We start from the raw sequence: 19630 nt of genomic DNA on the forward strand, positions 1-19630 counted from the left end.
CGCCCGCCATGAGCCAGACCCAAGACACCGCGGCCCCGGCCGCCCCCAACCGCCGCGGCAACCTGCTGCGCGGCCTGTTCGTGATCGTCGTGCTGCTGCTTGCCGCCCTGGCGCTGTGGTACTTCATGTTCGGCCGTTGGTTCGAAGAGACCGACGATGCCTACGTGCAGGGCAACCAGGTGCAGATCACCCCGCTGGTGGCCGGTACCGTGGTCGCCATCAATGCCGATGACGGCATGCGCGTGGAGCGCGGCCAGCTGCTGGTGCAGCTGGACCCGTCCGACACTTCGGTGGCGCTGCAGCAGGCCGAAGCCAACCTGGCCAAGACCGTGCGCCAGACCCGTGGCCTGTACCGCAGCGTGGAAGGCGCGCAGGCGGACCTGAACGCCCGCCAGGTGACCCTGAAGCGCGTGCGCGAGGACTTCGCCCGCCGCAAGGATCTGGCCGCCACTGGCGCCATTTCCAACGAAGAACTGGCCCACGCCCGCGACGAGCTGGCTGCGGCCGAAGCGGCCGTTGCCGGTTCGCGCGAGACCGTCGAGCGCAACCGCGCGCTGGTCGACGACACCGTGATCGCCACCCAGCCGGACGTGCAGGCCGCCGCCGCGCAGCTGCGCCAGGCCTTCCTCAACAACGCCCGCGCCGGCATCGTCGCGCCGGTCACCGGCTACGTTGCCCGTCGTTCGGTGCAGGTGGGCCAGCGCGTGCAGCCGGGCAATGCCCTGATGGCCGTGGTGCCGACCGAGCAGATGTGGGTCGAGGCCAACTTCAAGGAAACCCAGCTGCGCCATATGCGCCTGGGCCAGGAAGTGGAGCTGAAGTCGGACCTGTATGCCGGTGACGTGAAGTACAAGGGCCGCATCCAGAGCCTGGGCCTGGGTACCGGCTCGGCGTTCTCGCTGTTGCCGGCGCAGAACGCCAGCGGCAACTGGATCAAGATCGTGCAGCGCGTGCCGGTGCGCATCGCCATCGATGCCAAGCAGCTGGCCGAACACCCGCTGCGCATCGGCCTGTCGATGAAGGCCGAAGTGAGCCTGCGCGACCAGAAGGGTGAAGTACTGCCGAGCACCCCGGCCAAGGGCACCGTGTTCGACACCGACGTATATGCCAAGCAGCTGCATGATGCCGATGAGGTGATCCACACGATCATCCAGGGCAACCTGCCGCAGCAACAGGCAAAGGTGGGCTGAGGTCGCCATGTCCGCACAAGCTCCAGCCGCACCCGGCGCTCCGGGTGCACCGGCGGCGCCGGGTGCGGCCTCCGGGTTCCTGCCACCCAGCGTCGCCCTGTGCACCGTGGGCCTGGCGATGGCGTCGTTCATGCAGGTGCTCGACACCACCATCGCCAACGTTTCACTGCCGACCATCGCCGGTAATCTCGGCGCCAGCTCGCAGCAGGCGACCTGGGTCATCACTTCGTTCGCGGTCAGCACGGCCATCGCGCTGCCGCTGACCGGCTGGCTCAGCCGTCGCTTCGGCGAGCGCAAGCTGTTCGTCTGGGCCACGCTGGCCTTCGTCATCACCTCGCTGCTGTGCGGCCTAGCGCAGAGCATGGGCATGCTGGTGCTGTCGCGTGCGCTGCAGGGTTTCGTGGCCGGCCCGATGTACCCGATCACGCAGTCGCTGCTGGTCTCGATCTATCCGCGCGAGAAACGCGGACAGGCATTGGCGCTGCTGGCGATGATCACGGTGGTGGCGCCCATCTGCGGTCCGATCCTCGGTGGTTGGATCACCGACAACTACAGCTGGGAATGGATCTTCCTGATCAACGTGCCACTGGGCATCTTCGCCGCGCTGGTGGTGGGCAACCAGCTGAAGGGACGCCCGGAGCAGATCGAGAAGCCGAAGATGGACTACGTCGGCCTGGTCACCCTGGTGATCGGTGTCGGTGCCCTGCAGCTGGTGCTCGACCTGGGCAACGACGAGGACTGGTTCTCGTCGATGAAGATCGTGGTGCTGGCCTGCGTGGCGGTGGTGACGCTGACGGTGTTCCTGATCTGGGAGCTGACCGACAAGGATCCGATCGTTGACCTGAAGCTGTTCCGGCACCGCAACTTCCGCGCCGGTACGCTGGCGATGGTGGTGGCCTACGCGGCGTTCTTCAGCGTGGCGCTGCTGATCCCGCAGTGGCTGCAGCGTGACATGGGCTACACCGCGATCTGGGCAGGCCTGGCGACCGCGCCGATCGGCATCCTGCCGGTGATCATGACGCCATTCGTCGGCAAGTACGCATCGCGCTTCGACATGCGCATGCTGGCCACGGTGGCCTTCATCGTGCTGTCGATGACCAGCTTCCTGCGTTCGAACTTCAACCTGCAGGTGGACTACATGCACGTGGCCGGCGTGCAGCTGATCATGGGCATCGGCGTCGCGCTGTTCTTCATGCCGGTGCTGCAGATCCTGCTGTCGGACCTGGATGGGCGCGAGATCGCGGCGGGCTCCGGCCTGGCCACGTTCCTGCGTACGCTGGGTGGCAGCTTCGCGGCGTCACTGACGACGTGGCTGTGGGCGCGGCGTACCCAGGTGCACCATGCCGACCTGACCGAGCACATCTCGGCCTATCAGCCCGGCATGCAGGACCAGGTGACGGCGATGGGGCAGGGCGACCTGCAACACGGTGCAGCGGTACTGAACAACATGATCAACCACCAGGCATCGCAGATGGGCTTCAACGACATCTTCTTCCTGCTGGGCTGGATCTTCCTGGCGATCATCACGTTCCTGTGGCTGGCCAAGCCGCCGTTCGGCGCGGGTGCAGGTGCTGCCGCCGGTGGCGGGCACTGACCGCTCATTGCTGTTGAAACGCAGAAACCCCGCCGCAAGGCGGGGTTTTTCTTTTGGTGGATCCACGCCACGCATGGGTGGATCTCGGGGCGTGAATTCCCAGGCCCCGGAAACGAAAAAACCCGCTTTCGCGGGTTTGATCATCTTGAGTCGTGGTGCCCAGGAGAGGACTCGAACCTCCACGGTTTTACCCGCTAGTACCTGAAACTAGTGCGTCTACCAATTCCGCCACCTGGGCGACTCAGGAGATGAATTATGGGGAGCGACAGAAGATGTGTCAACAACATTTCACACTTTTTTCTGGGGCTGCACGCCCAGGTGATGCAGCAGGCTGCGCATCGCCGATGACAGTCGTGTCCACTCGGCAAAGCACGCGCACAGGCGTCGTTGCGCCCACGCATCGGCGAGCGGTACGGCGACGGTGTGCGTGCTGCGCCGATGCTGGCGCGCGATGGTCCGCGGCACGATGCCGACGCCGATGCCGTGGCCGACCATGATGCACACGCCTTCGAAGGTCTTCATGCGGATGCGTACATCCAGGCGGCGCCCGATGTCGCGCGCCTGGTCCTCGATGTAGGTCTGCAGTGCATTGCCGTCGGCCAGGGCAACGAAGGTCTCTCCGGCAGCCTCGGCAAAAGCCAGGCTGCGCCGGGTCGCGAAGCGGTGGTCGGCCGGCAGCAGCATCACCAGGGGATCTTCGGCGACCACATGCTGCTGCAGGCCGGCAGCGTCGACCGCATCGCTGATGATGCCGGCTTCGGCCTGGCCGGCACTGATCGCGCGTACGACTTCAGGGCTGGTGCGCTCCAGCAGTTCGACATGCAGGCGTGGGCGTCCGGCCAGCCACGGCGCGAGCCGCGAGGGCAGGTAGTTGGTCAGCGCGGCGGTGTTGGCATACAGGTGCAGGGTGCCGCGCGCACCCTGCGCGAACGCCTGTAGTTCGCCACGCAGCTGTGCCTGCTGCTGCAGGATCAGGCGTGCGTGGTGGGCGAGGGCGGCGCCGGCCTCGGTCAGGCTGACGCCGCGTGGGTGCCGGTGCAACAGCGCGGTGCCGGCATCGGCTTCGATCGTGCGCAGGCGCTCGCTGGCTGAACCCAATGCCAGGTTTGCCTGTGCCGCGCCGGCGGTGATGCTGCCGGCTTCGGCGATTGCCAGGAACAGGCGCAGGTCGGCGATGTCCATCCGCATGTCGTGCCTCATTGCTGATCCGGCGCCTTCGGGTCAGCCGAAGGCTGGGCCGGGAAGACCGCATTGTGCGCCTGGCGAGGGCCCGGTCCAATGAAGCCATGCATGAATCGACATACTTCTATTTGCTGCTGGTGGTGGTGTTCGTGCTGGCCGGCGTGGTCAAGGGCGTGACAGGGATGGGGTTGCCGACGGTGGCGATGGGCCTGCTGGGCAGCACCCTGTCACCGGTGGCGGCGGCGTCGATGCTGTTCATTCCAACCTTCGTCACCAATGCGTGGCAACTGCTGTCCGGGCCGTCGCTGGGCCACATCGTGCGGCGTTTGTGGCCGATGATGCTTGCCGTGGTGGTGGTGACGCTGGGTTCGGCCGCACTGCTGGTGCGGGTCGATCGCACCTGGTCGCGCGTTGCGCTGGGCGTGGCATTGGTGGTCTATGCCGCCTATGCGTTGCTCGCGCCGGTGTTCCGCGTGCCGCAGCGGCGCGAGCGCTGGCTGGGGCCGCTGGTGGGTGCGCTGTCCGGCGTGGTGACGGGGGCGACGGGTGTGTTCGTGATGCCGGCGGTGCCGTACCTGCAGTCGCTGGGATTGCAGCGCGAGGAGCTGGTGCAGGCGCTCGGGCTGGCGTTCACCGTGTCGACGATTTCGCTGACCACCGGTCTGGTGCTGCACGGTGCGTTCGGCATCCAGCAGCTGGGGCTGAGTGCGCTGGCGGTGCTGCCGGCGCTGCTGGGCATGTGGCTGGGCCAGGTGATCCGGCAGCGCATCAGCGCGCGCGTGTTCCGCGCCTGCTTCCTGGGGTTCCTGCTGCTGCTCGGGCTGGAACTGGTGCTGCGGCCGTTGTTCTGATGCCGGATCCGGGGCATGAAAAAACCCGCTTTCGCGGGTTTTTCTCATTCTCGACGTGGTGCCCAGGAGAGGACTCGAACCTCCACGGTTTTACCCGCTAGTACCTGAAACTAGTGCGTCTACCAATTCCGCCACCTGGGCGTCGAGGAGCGAGATTATGGGGTGCCGTGACGGGGGTGTCAACACTTTTTGCTGATCCCGGGTCGGTTGCCGTTGCGCATGCGAAACGGGCTCTGCCCCCCATCTCACTCGCTTGGGGCCAGAGCCCTTTCCTCTGGAAAGGAATCCGACCCCGGCTGCCGGATCACAGGCAAAAAAAATCCCCGCCGAAGCGAGGAGTTTTTTCGTTGGTGCCCAGGAGAGGACTCGAACCTCCACGGTTTTACCCGCTAGTACCTGAAACTAGTGCGTCTACCAATTCCGCCACCTGGGCGTTCCAGAGGCGCAATTGTGAAGATGAATCCGCAGGCTGTCAACGACTTCCTGAATATTTTTCACGCAAGGCCTTCAAGACGGCCACTGACCCGTTCTGCACGCCGTCAACGGCTACCATGTAGGGCGATGACTACCAAAAAACCAAGCAAGGGCGGGAGCAAGTCCCGCAGCCAAGCCCCGAACAAGGGCGCCAAGGCGGGCACGGCCCGCACCACCAAGCCGGGCAAGCCGTTGCCGGGCTGGTTCCCCGAATTGAATGAAGGCGGTGCACCGCCACGCGGCCGCAAGGTCCGCAGTACCGATGCACCGGGCCCGGCCCCGGGCCGCAAGCTGCCGCCGGCCGGCAAGGTGATCGACGATCCCTATGCCGCCCGCGAAGCAGAGAAGTACGAACAGCCCATCGCCAGCCGCGAAGCCATCCTGGCCCTGCTGGAGCGTTGCGAAGGGCCGCAGACGGCAGAGGAACTGGGCGCACGCCTGGGCCTGACCGCCCCCGACCGTGCCGAAGCACTGTCGCGCCGGCTCGGTGCGATGGTCCGCGACGGCCAGCTGGTGCAGAACCGTCGCGGCGGTTTCGCCCCGATCCAGACCCTGAACCTGGTCACCGGTGTGGTGATCGCCAACCCGGAAGGGTTCGGCTTCCTGCGCCCGGTCGAGGGCGGCGACGACCTGTTCCTGCCGCCTTATGAAATGCGCAAGGTCATGCACGGCGACAAGGTGCTGGCCCGCGTGACCGGCATCGATCACCGTGGCCGTCGCGAAGGCAGCATCGCCCGCGTGCTCGAGCGCGGCATGACCCGCCTGATCGGCCGCTTCAGCATCGAGATGGGCATCAACTACGTGGTGCCCGACGACAAGCGCGTGCAGCGCAACGTGCAGGTGCCGCCGGACCAGACCGGTGGTGCGCGCGACGGCCAGCTGGTGGTCTGTGAACTGACCCAGGCGCCGGACAGCCGCCGCCCGCCGATCGGCCGCATCATCGCGGTGCTCGGCGACAAGCTGACCGCGTCGCTGGTGGTGGAGACCGCCATCCATGGCCACGAGCTGCCGTTCGAGTTCCCGCAGGAGGTGCTGGACGAAGCGGCCTCGGTGCCGCTGGTGGTCGAGCCGGCGATGATTGGCGACCGTGTCGACCTGCGCAGCACGCCGCTGGTCACCATCGATGGCGAGGATGCCAAGGACTTCGACGACGCGGTGTACTGCGAGCCGAATGCCGAGGGTTTCCGCCTGGTGGTGGCGATTGCCGACGTCTCGAATTACGTTCGCCCTGGTACGCCGCTGGATGAAGAGGCGCAGAAGCGTGCGACGTCGGTGTACTTCCCGGGCTTCGTGGTGCCGATGCTGCCGGAGACACTGTCCAACGGCATCTGCTCGCTGATGCCGAAGGTCGACCGCATGTGCTTTGTCTGCGACATGCAGATCGACCGCGATGGCCTGGTCACGCATTCGCGCTTCTACGAGGCGGTGATGAACTCGCATGCGCGCCTGACCTACACCCAGGTGTGGAAGGCGGTGGGCGAGGACGATGCCGATACCAAGGCCTGGATGGGCGACCTGCTGCCGCAGGTGCAGCGCCTGCACCAGCTGTACAAGGTGCTGTCCAAGGCACGCGCCAAGCGCGGTGCCATCGAATTCGAAAGCAGTGAAGTGCGCTTCGTGCTGGACAACCGTGGTGAAGTGACCCAGGCCGGCATGCTGGTGCGCAACGACGCGCACAAGCTGATCGAGGAGTGCATGATCGCGGCCAACGTCGAGGCCGCCAGGTACCTGCTGTCGCGCCATGTGCCGGCGCCGTACCGCATCCACGAGAAGCCGCCGGAAACCAAGTACGCCGACCTGCTGGAATTCCTCAAGGAGTTCAAGCTGAGCCTGCCGCCGTGGTCGAAGGTGCGCCCGGGCGATTACACCAAGCTGCTGAAGAAGATCCGCGACCGCCCCGATGCCACGCTGCTGGAATCGGTGTTGCTGCGCAGCCAGAGCCTGGCGATCTACAGCCCGGAGAATCACGGCCACTTCGGCCTGGCGCTGGAGGCGTACGCGCACTTCACCTCGCCGATCCGCCGTTACCCCGACCTGCTGGTGCACCGTGCGATCAAGCATGCGTTGTCCGGCAAGCCGCTGGACAAGTTCACCTACAACGCGCGCGAAATGGCGGCCCTGGCGCTGCAGTGTTCCGAGCGCGAGCGCCGTGCCGACGAAGCCGAGCGCGAGGTCGACGAGCGTTACCGCGCGGCGTGGATGGAAAAGCACGTGGGCGGCCAGTTCGACGGCGTGATCAGCGGCGTGACCAGCTTCGGCCTGTTCGTGGAACTGGACGAGTCCAAGGTGCAGGGCCTGGTGCATGTGACCCAGCTGCCGCAGGACTATTACAAGTTCGACGCCACCCGCAAAACGCTGACCGGCGAACGCCGCGGCAGCAGCTACCGGCTGGGTGACCGCGTGCGGATCCTGGTGCTGAAGGCCAGCATGGAAGAGCGCAAGATCGACTTCCGCCTGGTCGAGCACAAGGGCGAGGACGAGGGCGATGGCCTGCCGCCGCCGCCCGAGCGGGGCAAGCCGGCCAAGCGCACCAAGAAGAAGTATTGAAAGGTGTGCCGACCAACGGTTGGCACCTACCGCAACTGGTAGGTGCCAACCTTGGTTGGCACGACGTTCCGGAGGAACCCCAGCATGCAAGGCCAACCCGAATACAGTGGCGGCTGCCAGTGCGGCGCGGTCCGCTTCCAGGCGCGTGGCGAGCTCACCGACAGCTCGATCTGCCATTGCCGGATGTGCCAGAAGGCGTTCGGTGCCTATTACGCGCCGCTGGTATCCGTGCGCGGCGTGCAGTTCAGCTGGACCCGCGGCCAGCCGCGCTATTTCCAGTCGTCCAACGTGGTGCGGCGTGGTTTCTGCGCCGACTGCGGTACACCCCTGACCTATGAAGCCCCGGATGGCGTGGCCGTGGCTGCCGGCGCCTTCGATGAGCCGGAACGCCTGCCACCGACGATCCAGTACGGGGTGGAGCGCAAGCTGCCGTTCGTCGACAGCCTGTCCGGCCTGCCGGCGCGGCGCACCGAGGACGACGTCGCCGCGCTGGAGTTCCTGGCCACCATCGTCTCCCACCAGCACCCCGACCACGACACCCCGCACTGGCCGCCGCGCAGTCGGTAACGCCCCTCTAGCGCCGAGCCCACGCTCGGCTGCTCCGGGTTCAGGCTTCATCGGCCCCCCGCCAGCCGAGCATGGGCTCGGCGCTACAGAGGGGCGGCCGGTCGCAGCGCCCGGCCTGCCGATGCTCTACCATAGCCACCCCCTTTCCGGTCCCCGCCCGCATGAGCAAGAACAGCCAGTGGATTGTCGGCGTCAACGCCGTCGCCTCCTCCATCGAGAACGACGCCGAGAACGTCCGCGAAGTGCTGGTCGAGGCCGGTGCGAAGAACCCGCGCCTGACCGAGATCGAAGAGAACGCCCGCCGCAAGGGCATCGATGTGCGCAAGGTGAACAGCCAGGCGCTGGACGGTGTTGGCGGTTCGGTGCGCCACCAGGGCGTGGCCGCGCGCTACGCCGCCGCCCGTACCTACAGCGAGAACGAGCTGGAAGGGCTGGTCACCGCGGCCGAGGGCAAGGCCCTGCTGCTGGTGCTCGACGAGGTGCAGGACCCGCACAACCTCGGCGCCTGCCTGCGCTCGGCCGCTGCCGCCGGGGCGACCGCGGTGATCATCCCGAAGGACAAGTCGGCCACGGTCAATGCCACTGTGCGCAAGACTTCGGCCGGTGCCGCCGACCTGATCCCGGTGGTGGCGGTGACCAACCTCTCGCGCTGCCTGAAGGACCTGCAGAAGCAGGGCGTGTGGATCTACGGCCTGGCCGGTGAAGCCACGGCCTCGCTGTACCAGCTGGACCTGAAGGGCAACATCGCGCTGGTGCTGGGCGGCGAAGCCGATGGCCTGCGCCGCCTGACCCGCGAGAACTGCGATGGCCTGGTCAAGATCCCGATGCCGGGCGAGATCGAGAGCCTGAACGTCTCCGTCGCCGCCGGCGTCAGCCTGTTCGAGGCCGTGCGCCAGCGCGGTTGATCGGCCAGCGCGATGTGATCGGGGTCAGATCCCTTTTCCAATGGGAAAAGGGATCTGACCCCGTTTCATGTCCCGCCTCACCCCGCGCTGCCGCCCAACGCCTTGAACAGCGTCACGTCGTTGTTGAGCTGGCCCTGGCGCGCACGTGCCAGCGACAGTTCGGCATCACGCCGGGTCTGCTGCGCTTCCAGCCAGGTGCGCAGATCGGTGGCACCCACGCGGTAACGCACTTCCTGCGCGCGTTCCACTTCCACCGCTTCGTCGTATGAAGCCTGCGAGGCCGCCACCTGGCGCGCCAGCTGCTCGCGCGCCGACAGTGCGTTGTCCACTTCCGAGAGCGCGGTATACAGCGTCTTGCGGAAGTTGCTGGCGGCGATCTGGTAGGTGGTGCCGGCGATATCGGTATCCAGCTGCGCACGCTGCAGGTTGAGGAACGGCAGCGACAGGCCGGCGCCCAGCGTGGCCACCGGGTTGCGCAGCACATCGCCCAGCGAGGTCGCGCTGGAACCGAGGCTGCCGGTCAGGCTCAGCGCAGGGTAGTACTGGGTGGCGGTGACCTTGATGGTCTTCAGGCTGTTGCGCAGGCGAAGTTCGGCCGCGCGCAGATCGGGGCGGCGGCCGAGCAGATCGGTCGGCAGGCCTTCGCTGATGGCTGGGCTGCGTGCGCCCAGCAGGTCCTGTGGTTCGTCCTGCTGGGGCCAGGGCGTGCCGTCCAGCAGCACGGTCAGCGCGTTGCGCACCTCCACCCGCTGCTGTTCCAGCGCGCTCTGCAAGGACCGCTGCGACTGCAGGTTCTGCAGTGCCTGGCGCACTTCCAGGCGCGATACCGCACCGGCGTCGAAGCGGGCCTGCACCAGTTCGCGGGTGCGTTCCAGGCGCTCCAGGTTGGCCTGGCCGGTGGCGATCGACTGGTTGAGGTAGGCCAGGTTCCAGTACTGGGTGATGGTGTCGCTGATCACCAGCAGCGCGGTGTTCTGCCGATCTTCCTCGCTGGCCTCGGCTTCCCAGCGGGCGATGTCGCGCTGGGTGCGCAGGCGGCCCCACAGGTCCACTTCCCAACCCAGCGAGACGCCGGTGGAATAGCTGCGGCGCCAATCATCAGACTGGTCGGTGGCGCGGCTGGCGCTGCCGCTCACGCCGGATGACGAGGGCTGCGGCCACAGTGCGTTGCTGGCCAGGCCGGCCTGCAGGCGCGAACGCTGCACGGCCAGGCCGGCGGCGGCCAGATCGCTGTTGGCGGCCAGCGCCTGCGCCACCAGGCGGTCCAGGCGTTCATCGCCGAAGCCGGTCCACCAGGTGTCCTGGCGGATGTCGCGGCCCGGTGTATCCAGGCTGCTGCGCGGGTCATCGGCTGGCGCGTTGAGGGTGGCATCGCCACGTCCATACTGCGCCGCCACGGCCGGGTCGTGCACCGGGTAGCGGCCGACCGACGCGCAGCCGGACAGGGCGAGTAGAACGGCACCGGCCAGCAGCAGGTGCCGTGGAGCGGGGAAGGGCAGTCGGGTCATCATCTTCATTCGCGGGCCAGGGCCTCCACCGGGTCGAGCTGCGCGGCGTTGCGCGCTGGCAGGAAGCCGAACGCAACGCCGATCAGGGTCGAGCAGGCAAACGCTGCGACGATCGAGGCGGTGGAGAACAGCACCTGGAAGTCGCTGGCGAAGCGGCCGATCATCGAGCCCAGCAGCAGGGCCAGGCCGATACCGAGCACGCCGCCGAGCAGGCAGACCAGCACCGCTTCGATCAGGAACTGCTGGCGGATATCACTCTGCCGTGCACCGACGGCCATGCGCACCCCGATCTCGCGGGTGCGCTCGGTCACCGATACCAGCATGATGTTCATCACGCCGATGCCACCGACCAGCAACGCGATGGCGGCGATGGCACCGATCAGCAGGGTCATCGTGCGCGTGGTCTGCTCGATGGTCTCGCGGATCTCGGCGCTGTTGCTGAGGAAGAAATCCTCGGTGCCATGGCGCAGGGTCAGCAGGCGGGTGATCGCTTCCTGCGCGGCATCCATCGGCGTGTCATCGTCCACGCGCACGGTGATGCTGGACACGTGGCTCTGGCCGAGCATGCGCGACATCACCGTGGTGTACGGCACCCACACGCTGAGGCTGGTGCTGCCGCCGAAGCCGAAACTCTGCCGCTTGGCCACGCCGACCACGCGCGCCGGCACGTTGCCGAGCAGGATCACCTGGCCGACCGGGTCGACATCGGGGAAGAACTGGGCCTGGGTGTTCTCGTCGATCACCGCCACCTGGCCCAGGCCCTTGACCGCATCGGCATCGAAGAAGCTGCCGCTGAGCAGGGTCACGCCCTTGACCCGGAAGAACTGCTCGCCAACGCCGCTGACCTGGGCGGTGGATGACTGGTTGCGGTAACGCGCGGTGACCGAGCTCGATACGCTGGGGGTGGCGCTGTCCACGTAGCTCTGCCTTGCCAGTGCATCGGCATCGCTGGCCTTGAGCGTCTGTACGCGCGCCGAGCGCATGTCGCCGAAACCGCGGCCGGGATAGACGTCGATGGTATTGGTGCCGAGCGCACTGATGTTCTGCAGGATCTGCTGCTGGGAGCCATTGCCCAGCGCCACTACCGAGACCACCGAGGCGATGCCGATGATGATGCCGAGCATGGTCAGGAAGGTTCGCAGCCGATGTGCGTTCATCGCCAGCAGCGCCATGCGGAACGCTTCGGTGAAGCGGTCGCGGGCGGCCCGCCAGCTGTTGCCGCGGGCGACGCCGGTACTGGCCTCGCGCTGCTCACGGTAGGTCGGCGCATTCGGGTTGGCGCGGTCGGCGATGATCTCGCCATCGCGGATTTCGATGATGCGCTGCGCGTGCTCGGCCACGCTCATGTCGTGGGTGACGATGATGATGGTGTGGCCTTCGGCATGCAGTTCGCCGAGGATCGCCATCACTTCCTCGCCGGATTTCGTGTCCAGCGCGCCGGTCGGTTCGTCGGCCAGGATCACCTCGCCGCCGTTCATCAGGGCGCGTGCGATCGACACGCGCTGCTGCTGGCCACCGGACAGCTGGCCCGGCTTGTGATGCATGCGGTCGCTCAGGCCCAGCCGCTGCAGCAGTTGCTCGGCACGCGCGTTGCGCACCGGGCCGGGGCTGCCGGCGTACACCGCCGGCACTTCCACGTTGCCGCGCGCATCCAGGTCGCCGAGCAGGTGGTAGCGCTGGAAGATGAAACCGAAATGCTCGCGGCGCAGTTCGGCCAGTTCGTCCGGTTGCATCTTCCCGGTTTCGCGGCCGGCCACCTGGTAGCTGCCACGGGTCGGACGATCGAGGCAGCCGAGGATGTTCATCAGCGTCGACTTGCCCGAGCCGGACTGGCCGACGATGGCCACCATCTCACCGGCGTGGATGTCGAGATTGACGTCGCGCAGCACGGCGATCACATCATCGCCGGCCGGGAATTCACGTCGCAGGTCGCGCAGGCGCAGCAGCGGCGCCGTCGTGCTCATCGGCGCCCCATGCCCGGGCCGCCAACCCGCATCTGCATGCCGCCGCGGTTGCCGCCGCCGGCGCTGGCACCGGCCGCACCCGCTTCGCCAACCACCACGCGCTCGCCTTCCTTCAGCCCGGACAGGATCTCGGCCGAGGCGCCATTGTTGATGCCCACCGTGACCTTGCGCGGCTGCGGTTGGCCCTTGTCGTCCAGCACCCGCACCATGCGCTCGTCGCCACGGCGCTTCGGCCCCAGTGCCACTGCCGGCACCATCAGCACGCCCTTGGCCTGCTTGAGCAGCACCGAGACCTGCGCGGTCATGTCGATGCGCAGCGTGCCATCCGGGTTCTCCACGTCGAACAGCGCGTTGTAGTAGACCGCGCTGCTGGAACTGGAACTGGAGGAGCTGCTGGAGCTGGATGAATTCTCGTTGGCGATCGAGGCTGGCGCCGGATTGATCTGGCGCAGCGCGGCGTGGTACTTGCGGTCCGGGTCGCCGAGCGTGGTGAAGTACACCGGCATGCCGGCCTTGATCTTGACCACGTCGGCCTCGGAGATCTCCGCATTGACGGTGACCACGTCCAGCCGCGCCAGCATGACGATGGTCGGCGCGGTCTGGTTGGCGTTCACCGTGCGGCCTTCCTCGGCCACCACCGCCACCACGGTGCCGTCCATCGGCGCGGTGATGCGGGTGTAGGCCAGGTTGGCGCGGGCGGTGCCCAGCTCGGTTTCGCGGCCCTTGATCTGCGCCTCGTAGGACTGCAGCTGGGCACGGGCGGTCTTCAGCTGCGCCTCGGCGGCATCGTATTCCTGGCGCGAGGTGGCCTCGGCGGCCAGCATCTGCTGCTGGCGCGCGAATTCCAGTTCGGCCTGGCGCAGGGTGGCCTGCTGGACGGCGCGCTGGGCGGTGACCTGGTCCAGCGAGGCCTGCGCGTTGAGCACCTGGTTCTGCTGGGTGGTGGCGTCGATCTCGGCAATCAGGTCGCCTTCCTTCACGGTGTCGCCCAGCTGCACCTTCAGCGACTTGATCTGGCCCGAGGCCTGCGCACCGACGCTGACCAGCTTGTAGGCATCGATCACGCCGGTGGCGTCCACCGTCTGCTCGATGTCACCGCGGCTGACCGGCGAGGTGGCCACCGCCGGCGCGGCGGGCTTGCGCAGCAGCCACCAGGCGGTCGCGGCGACGATCAGGGCAAGCAGGGCGATCAGTATCAGGCGACTCCGGCGGGTCGCGGGCAGCAGGCGGAACGTCACGTCGTGGCTTCACTCTCGGGGCCGCGCGTGCGGCGTTGGCGGGCATTGTGAAGACCGGGCGATGGACGGCTCAATCCTCGGGGTATGTCTGTATGTAACACTGTCGGTGAATACGCGTAACCACAGGTATCCCGCCCGTGGGTGGATACACTGGTACGCATTGCCCCGGATGCGGTTCAGCTGCCGACACGGGATGATCGCGACATGGAGACTGAAAACCCGATGCATCGACTGCTGATCGTCGACGACGACAACGACATCCGCACGCTGCTGGCCGAGCAGCTCGGCCGCGCCGGCTACCAGGTGAGCACTGCCGCCGATGGCACCGCCATGCGCCAGCTGCTGGACCGCGAGCACGTGGACCTGATCGTGCTCGACCTCAACCTGCCGCGCGAGGATGGCCTGACCCTGTGCCGCGACCTGCGTGCGCGCTCGAACACGCCGGTGATCATGCTGACCGCACGCGCCGAGCCGATCGATCGCGTGCTGGGCCTGGAAATGGGCGCCGATGACTACCTGGCCAAGCCGTTCGAACCGCGCGAGCTGCTGGCACGCATCCGCAACGTGCTGCGCCGGACCGAGGCGCTGCCGGCCAACCTGGAGCCGCTGGCGGTGCGCCGTGCGCGCTTCTCGCGCTGGGTGTTCGACCTGGAGCATCGCCACCTGGTCGATCCGGATGACCGCGTGGTGGTGCTGTCCGGCGCCGAGTTCCGCCTGCTGCGGGTGTTCATCGCGCACGCCAACAAGGTGCTGTCGCGCGAGCAGCTGGTCGCGCTCAGCAGTGGCCGCAACTACGAGGCACAGGACCGCGCGATCGACCTGCAGGTCAGCCGCCTGCGCAACAAGCTGGGCGACGACGGTGGCCCGGACGGACTGATCAAGACCGTGCGCAACGAGGGCTACGTGCTGGCCTCCGCGGTCAACCTGGAATAAGCCGCGATGAAGCGCCTGCGCCATTTCCTGTCCTCGATGGTCGGGCGGTTGTTCGTGATCCTGCTGCTGGGCATGGCGGTGGCTGCGATCGGCGCGACCATGCTGGCCACTTCCAAGCGCCAGCAGGAGTTCGAGCGGCAGAACCTGAACCGCATCGCCGACCGCCTGCAGGGCTACGTCAACCTGCTGGACGGCAATCCGGAGCTGCGCGAGCGCCTGCTGGCGATCGGCGGGCCGAGCGTGCGCGCGCTGCAGCCCGGAGCCCGCCTCGGGCGTGCCGACACGGCGCTGATGGAAGTGCTGGAAGACCGCCCCGGACCGGTGTCGCGCGCGCATGTGCACTTCGCTTCGTTCCGCTCCTGCATTCCCAAGCTGCAGGACCTGCTGCCGCCGCCACCGCCGGGTCACCGGCGGCCGCCGCGCGAACGCGACCCGGCGTTCATCCCGCCCAAGTGCCGCGCGGTGGACGTGACCCTCAACGACGGCACGCTGCTGAAACTGGCGCTGGACTCGCCGGCGGTGGCGCACAACGGCATCCTCGCCGTGGACCCGTGGTTCCTGACCCTGCTGGTGCTGGCGATTGCCGTGCTGGCCTATATCGTTGCGCGCATGGCCAGTGCGCCACTGCAGGAACTGGCCGCCGCTGCCGAGGATCTCGGCGACGATCTGCAGCGCGACCCGTTGCCATTGCGCGGGCCGCGTGAAGTGCAGCGCGCCGCCGAAGCCTTCAACGCCATGCAGCACCGCCTGCAGCGGCACCTGGCCGAACGCACGCAGATGCTGGCGGCGATCACCCATGACCTGCAGACGCCGCTGACCCGGTTGCGCCTGCGCCTGGAGAATGTCAGCGACGAAGCCCTGCGCGAGCGCCTGGTCGGTGACCTGGCGGCGATGCAGGCGCTGGTGCGCGAGGGCCTGGAACTGGCCCGCAGTGCCGAGAGTGCCGAGCAGCGCGCCGCACTCGACCTGGATTCACTGCTGGAGAGCATCGTCGAGGACACCGCCGAAGGCGGCGCCGACGTGGTCTTCGAGGGGGGCAGTGGTTCGGTGCTGATGCTGCGTCCGCTGGCCATGCACCGCCTGTTCTCCAACCTGGTGGACAACGCGGTGATGTACGCGCAGCGGGCGCGGGTACGGGTCGAGCGCAGCGGCGGTGCGATCACCGTAGTGGTGGCCGATGACGGTCCCGGCCTGGCCGAAGAGCAGCTGGAGGCGGTGTTCGATCCGTTCGTGCGGGTGGAAACCTCGCGTTCGCGCCAGACCGGCGGGGCCGGCCTGGGCCTGACCATCGCCCGCGCCCTGGCCGAGAAGGACGGCGCGCGGCTGTGGCTGCGCAACCGGGCCGAAGGTGGCCTGGAGGCGGTGGTGCAGTGGCCGGCCAGTGCCCAGGTGGTGGCGCCCGGCCGCGCCGGCTGAGCCGGCGGGCCGCGGACGGTGACGCCGGGGCCGGGGTTTGGCCTATCATCTGCCCATCTCCCCAGTCTCCCCTCGATGAGCCAGCCCGTTCCCGCCGGCATGCCAGTGCGCGCTGCCCGGCTGTTCCCGCACGCTGCCGCGCCCTGCAGCCGCACCTGGCCGCCGCTGCTGCGGTGATGGGCGGGCAGGGGGACGAGGGGCGCTGGGTGGAGCGCCGCGCATCAGGATTCAGGCGGGCACTGCGGCAGGGCCTGCTGTGGTTGCTGCTGGCCCTCGCGCTGCCGCTGGCGGCACAGGAGGGCGCGCCCCCGCTGCGCGACTACGCCATCGACGTATGGACCTCGCGCAACGGCCTGCCGCACAACTCGCTGCGCGACATCGCACAGACGCCGGAGGGCCATCTGTGGTTCGCCACCTGGGAAGGGCTGGTGCGCTACAACGGACTGGACTTCACCGTGTTCGACCGCAGTACGCGCCCGGGCCTGCGCGACAACGGCATCGGCGCACTGTTCGTCGACCGCCAGGGCGGGCTGTGGATCAGCGATTCGCGCGGCAACGTCAGCCACCGCGGCAGCGACGGCCAATGGCGGGTCTGGGAGCACCAGGCCGGTACACCGCAGGTGCTGATCCAGTCCATGCAGATGGACAGCCAGGGCCGGCTGTGGCTGCTGTACGAAGGCAAGGGCATCGGCTACCTGACGCCGGATGCCGGCATCGTCTACCAGGCACCGGCGGCGGACCTGCCGATGGCGATGAGCTTCACCAAGCTGGTGGTCGATGCACAGGACCGGGTATGGGTCGGCACGCTCGACGGGCTGGTGCTGCGCGACAACGACGGCGTGCTCAAGCGCGCGCCCGCCGCGTGGGGGCTGGGCGCCGGCAGCGGCCTGTCGTGGCCGTACCGGGCACCGGATGGCGCGCTGTGGATCGTCGCCGGCGAGCGCCTGTACCGGGTGGAGGACGACCAGCTGGTGCTGGTGCACCGCCTGCCGGGCCAGCTGCACATGACCTCGATGCTGCAGGACCGGCATGGCGATCTGTGGCTGGGTACCGAGAACCAGGGCCTGCTGCGCATTTCCGCCCATGGCCTGGAGCGGCTGCCGGCCGGCCTGAACCTGCCGGGCGGACGCGTGGTCAGCCTGCGCGAGGATGCCGAAGGCAGCATCTGGGTGGGAGCCAATGGGGGCCTGTACCGCCTGCGCGAAACACTGTTCAGCAGCTTCACCGAGCGCGATGGGCTCAGTGGCGACTACGTGCGCACGGTGTTCGAGGATCGCGACCGCCAGCTGTGGGTCGGCAGCGCCAGCGGCCTTGACCTCCAGACCCGCGACGGTCGTTTCCGCGCGGTACCGCTGCACAACCGCGGCGGCAAGGCGCCCTCGGTACTGAGCCTGGCACAGGGGCCGGACGGTGACCTGTGGGTGGGAACCTTCGGCGACGGCGTTTACCGGCTGGGTCGCGATGGGGGCCTGCGCCACAACTATGCGGCGGCTGACGGCATGCCGGGCGGCAACATCCGTGCGATCGCCGTTGACCCGCAGGGCGTGGTCTGGGCCGGCACGCAGAAGGGCGTGGTGCGCATCGACGGCGACCGGGTGCAGGTCTCGAACGTGCCGGGTATGCCCGGCGGCCTGATCACCGCGCTCGAGCATGACCACCAGGGCAACCTGTGGATCGGCACCATCGAAGGCATCCGCGTGCTGCGTGGCGACCACGTGCAGTCGATCGACCTGGCCCCGCTGGGGGGCGGCCGCAGCGTGTTCGGCTTCCACCAGCTGGGCGATGCGATGTGGATCAGCAGTGATCGTGGCCTGTACCGCTGGCGCAACGGTGCGCTGGCGCGGGTCGGCCTGGAGCAGGGCATGCCGGTGGACGCGGTGTTCCAGCTGGTGCCGGACCGCCTCGGCAATGTCTGGATCAGCAGCAACCGTGGTGTGCTGCGCACCGACATGGCCACCCTCAATGCGGTGGCCGATGGCCGCACGCCGCGGGTGGTGCTGGAGCGCTACAACGAGATCGACGGCATGGCCAATGCACAGGCCAATGGCAGCTCCAGTCCATCGGCGATCCTGCGCCAGGATGGCACGTTCTGGGTGGTCACCGCCGGTGGCCTGAGCACGGTCGACCCGCAACGCCTGCAGCGTTTCCGCGAGCGGCCATCGCCGCCGGCGGCGATCGAGAGCGTGCAGGTGGATGGTGCGCCGGTGCACTGGGAGGGACCGGACCGCAATTACATTCCCGGTGGCCGCCGGTTGGCGGTGAGCTATGTCGGCCTGAGCTACCTGATGTCCGACCGGATCCGCTACCGCACGCGGCTGGATGGCCTCGATGCCGGCTGGGTCGAGCGTGGCCCGCAGCGCAGCGTCGAGTTCGTTGGCCTGCCGCCGGGCGACTACACCCTGCATGTGGCTGCGGCGCATCCGGGCGGCAGCTGGGGCCAACAGGAGGCGGTGTGGAGCTTCAGCGTCGAGCCGTTCTGGTGGCAGCGGCGCAGCGTGCAGGCGCTGGGCGGGCTGTTGCTGCTGGCCGGCCTGGTGGCACTGTACCGCCTGCTGCTGCAGCAGCTGAAGGCCAGCAACCTGCGCCTGGCGCGGCGGGTGGACGACGCGACCTTCGACCTGCAGGCCAAGACCGTGCACCTGCAGGCGCTGAACCAGGAAAAGACCGAGCTGGCCGAACGCCTGGCGCGCCAGGCCGAAGCCTTCGAGCGCCAGGCCCGCGAGGATGCGCTGACCGGGCTGGCCAACCGCCGCGGCTTCGACGAGACGCTGGCGCGTGACTTCGCCCGTTCGCAGCGCAGTGGTCATCCACTGTGCCTGGTGGTGCTGGACATCGACCATTTCAAGGACGTCAACGACCGCCACAGCCACAGCATCGGCGATGCCGTGCTGGTGCAGGTGGCGACGCTGATCGCAGCCGCCAGCCGCGACTCCGACCTGCCGGCGCGCACCGGCGGCGAAGAGTTCGCGCTGCTGCTCAACGACACCCGCCTGGAGGAAGCCGCGCAGCTGTGCGCGCGCCTGCGCGGCCTGTTCCATGACCACCCCGACTGGGCCGGTGTGGAAGGCCTGCGCGTGACCTTCAGTGCGGGGCTGGTGGAGCAGGATGCCGACGACCGCACCCCGGCGCTGCTGTACCAGCGCGCAGACCGCGCGCTGTACCGCGCCAAGAGCGACGGCCGCGATCGTACGAGCATTGGTTGATCGCATCCACGCATGGCGTGGATCTTATCTCTTGCCGATCTGGCACCTTGGGGGCCGA

General features: G+C 68.0%; 13 protein-coding genes and 3 tRNA genes. 9 read left to right on the forward strand and 7 right to left on the reverse strand.

Annotation, left to right across the window (positions count from 1 at the left end):
• Nucleotides 1–8 precede the first annotated feature (8 nt).
• Both emrA and emrB read left to right on the forward strand, forming a co-directional pair.
• Nucleotides 9–1190, forward strand: a complete 1182-nt coding sequence (emrA, locus tag AC5JLE_RS00895) for a multidrug efflux MFS transporter periplasmic adaptor subunit EmrA (protein WP_032956867.1) — start codon at nt 9–11, stop codon at nt 1188–1190.
• 7 nt (nt 1191–1197) lie between these two features.
• Nucleotides 1198–2784, forward strand: a complete 1587-nt coding sequence (gene emrB, locus AC5JLE_RS00900; RefSeq protein ID WP_005408769.1) for a multidrug efflux MFS transporter permease subunit EmrB — start codon at nt 1198–1200, stop codon at nt 2782–2784.
• 153 nt (nt 2785–2937) lie between these two features.
• Here the strand turns inward: emrB and AC5JLE_RS00905 are convergent.
• Together AC5JLE_RS00905 and AC5JLE_RS00910 are read right to left on the reverse strand one after the other, a co-directional pair.
• Nucleotides 2938–3022 (reverse strand) — tRNA-Leu (locus AC5JLE_RS00905).
• Nucleotides 3023–3072: 50 nt separating this feature from the next.
• Nucleotides 3073–3972, reverse strand: coding sequence for a LysR family transcriptional regulator (locus AC5JLE_RS00910; protein WP_014646525.1), 900 nt, complete (start codon nt 3970–3972; stop codon nt 3073–3075).
• Nucleotides 3973–4070: 98 nt separating this feature from the next.
• Here AC5JLE_RS00910 and AC5JLE_RS00915 point away from each other — a divergent pair, with 98 nt between their 5' ends.
• Nucleotides 4071–4817 carry a sulfite exporter TauE/SafE family protein gene (locus tag AC5JLE_RS00915; protein ID WP_014646526.1) on the forward strand — a complete coding sequence of 249 codons (747 nt, stop codon included), beginning with the start codon at nt 4071–4073 and terminating at the stop codon, nt 4815–4817.
• A 56-nt stretch (nt 4818–4873) separates the two neighbouring features.
• On the opposite strand, the gene AC5JLE_RS00920 is transcribed toward AC5JLE_RS00915, so the two are convergent.
• Nucleotides 4874–4958 (reverse strand) — tRNA-Leu (locus AC5JLE_RS00920).
• A 207-nt stretch (nt 4959–5165) separates the two neighbouring features.
• A tRNA-Leu gene (locus tag AC5JLE_RS00925) sits at nt 5166–5250 on the reverse strand.
• Nucleotides 5251–5378: 128 nt separating this feature from the next.
• Here AC5JLE_RS00925 and rnr point away from each other — a divergent pair.
• The 3 genes from rnr (at nt 5379) to rlmB (ending at nt 9310) form a co-directional block, all read left to right on the forward strand.
• A complete protein-coding gene (gene rnr / locus AC5JLE_RS00930; protein ID WP_496064920.1) occupies nt 5379–7838 on the forward strand; it encodes a ribonuclease R in 2460 nt (819 codons plus the stop codon).
• Nucleotides 7839–7922: 84 nt separating this feature from the next.
• The gene (locus AC5JLE_RS00935) at nt 7923–8405 is read left to right on the forward strand and encodes a GFA family protein (protein WP_014646528.1); all 483 of its coding nucleotides are present in this window, start codon (nt 7923–7925) and stop codon (nt 8403–8405) included.
• 161 nt (nt 8406–8566) lie between these two features.
• Nucleotides 8567–9310 carry a 23S rRNA (guanosine(2251)-2'-O)-methyltransferase RlmB gene (rlmB, locus tag AC5JLE_RS00940; RefSeq protein WP_005408775.1) on the forward strand — a complete coding sequence of 248 codons (744 nt, stop codon included), beginning with the start codon at nt 8567–8569 and terminating at the stop codon, nt 9308–9310.
• A gap of 77 nt (nt 9311–9387) precedes the next feature.
• On the opposite strand, the gene AC5JLE_RS00945 is transcribed toward rlmB, so the two are convergent.
• Genes AC5JLE_RS00945 through AC5JLE_RS00955 form a run of 3 tightly spaced genes read right to left on the reverse strand, consistent with a single transcriptional unit; the run spans nt 9388 to nt 14020 of the window.
• Complete coding sequence (locus tag AC5JLE_RS00945) at nt 9388–10827, reverse strand: efflux transporter outer membrane subunit (RefSeq protein ID WP_049407969.1); 1440 nt, start codon at nt 10825–10827, stop codon at nt 9388–9390.
• A complete protein-coding gene (locus tag AC5JLE_RS00950; RefSeq protein ID WP_496064921.1) occupies nt 10824–12782 on the reverse strand; it encodes a MacB family efflux pump subunit in 1959 nt (652 codons plus the stop codon). Before AC5JLE_RS00950 ends, AC5JLE_RS00945 begins: the two co-directional genes overlap by 4 nt.
• Nucleotides 12779–14020 (reverse strand): efflux RND transporter periplasmic adaptor subunit, encoded by a 1242-nt coding sequence (locus tag AC5JLE_RS00955; RefSeq protein WP_032956876.1) that lies wholly within the window; start codon nt 14018–14020, stop codon nt 12779–12781. Before AC5JLE_RS00955 ends, AC5JLE_RS00950 begins: the two co-directional genes overlap by 4 nt.
• A 204-nt stretch (nt 14021–14224) precedes the next feature.
• Between AC5JLE_RS00955 and AC5JLE_RS00960 the strand changes: the two genes are divergently transcribed.
• The 3 genes from AC5JLE_RS00960 to AC5JLE_RS00970 all read left to right on the forward strand — a co-directional run bounded on the left by AC5JLE_RS00960 (nt 14225) and on the right by AC5JLE_RS00970 (nt 19572).
• On the forward strand, nt 14225–14953 hold the full coding sequence (locus tag AC5JLE_RS00960) for a response regulator (RefSeq protein WP_004151313.1): 729 nt from the start codon (nt 14225–14227) through the stop codon (nt 14951–14953).
• A gap of 6 nt (nt 14954–14959) precedes the next feature.
• Complete coding sequence (locus AC5JLE_RS00965) at nt 14960–16369, forward strand: ATP-binding protein (protein WP_049407970.1); 1410 nt, start codon at nt 14960–14962, stop codon at nt 16367–16369.
• Nucleotides 16370–16545: 176 nt separating this feature from the next.
• Nucleotides 16546–19572 carry a two-component regulator propeller domain-containing protein gene (locus tag AC5JLE_RS00970; RefSeq protein WP_496064922.1) on the forward strand — a complete coding sequence of 1009 codons (3027 nt, stop codon included), beginning with the start codon at nt 16546–16548 and terminating at the stop codon, nt 19570–19572.
• Nucleotides 19573–19630: the final 58 nt, after the last annotated feature.

It is taken from the genome of Stenotrophomonas sp. (genome assembly GCF_059505245.1).

Bases quoted from the DNA above. Each gene is read 5' to 3' on its own strand.
- emrA (WP_032956867.1), top strand. From the start codon at position 9: ATGAGCCAGACCCAAGACACCGCGGCCCCGGCCGCCCCCAACCGCCGC.
- emrB (WP_005408769.1), top strand. From the start codon at position 1,198: ATGTCCGCACAAGCTCCAGCCGCACCCGGCGCTCCGGGTGCACCGGCG.
- AC5JLE_RS00910 (WP_014646525.1), bottom strand. From the start codon at position 3,972: ATGCGGATGGACATCGCCGACCTGCGCCTGTTCCTGGCAATCGCCGAA.
- AC5JLE_RS00915 (WP_014646526.1), top strand. From the start codon at position 4,071: ATGCATGAATCGACATACTTCTATTTGCTGCTGGTGGTGGTGTTCGTG.
- rnr (WP_496064920.1), top strand. From the start codon at position 5,379: ATGACTACCAAAAAACCAAGCAAGGGCGGGAGCAAGTCCCGCAGCCAA.
- AC5JLE_RS00935 (WP_014646528.1), top strand. From the start codon at position 7,923: ATGCAAGGCCAACCCGAATACAGTGGCGGCTGCCAGTGCGGCGCGGTC.
- rlmB (WP_005408775.1), top strand. From the start codon at position 8,567: ATGAGCAAGAACAGCCAGTGGATTGTCGGCGTCAACGCCGTCGCCTCC.
- AC5JLE_RS00945 (WP_049407969.1), bottom strand. From the start codon at position 10,827: ATGAAGATGATGACCCGACTGCCCTTCCCCGCTCCACGGCACCTGCTG.
- AC5JLE_RS00950 (WP_496064921.1), bottom strand. From the start codon at position 12,782: ATGAGCACGACGGCGCCGCTGCTGCGCCTGCGCGACCTGCGACGTGAA.
- AC5JLE_RS00960 (WP_004151313.1), top strand. From the start codon at position 14,225: ATGGAGACTGAAAACCCGATGCATCGACTGCTGATCGTCGACGACGAC.
- AC5JLE_RS00965 (WP_049407970.1), top strand. From the start codon at position 14,960: ATGAAGCGCCTGCGCCATTTCCTGTCCTCGATGGTCGGGCGGTTGTTC.
- AC5JLE_RS00970 (WP_496064922.1), top strand. From the start codon at position 16,546: ATGGGCGGGCAGGGGGACGAGGGGCGCTGGGTGGAGCGCCGCGCATCA.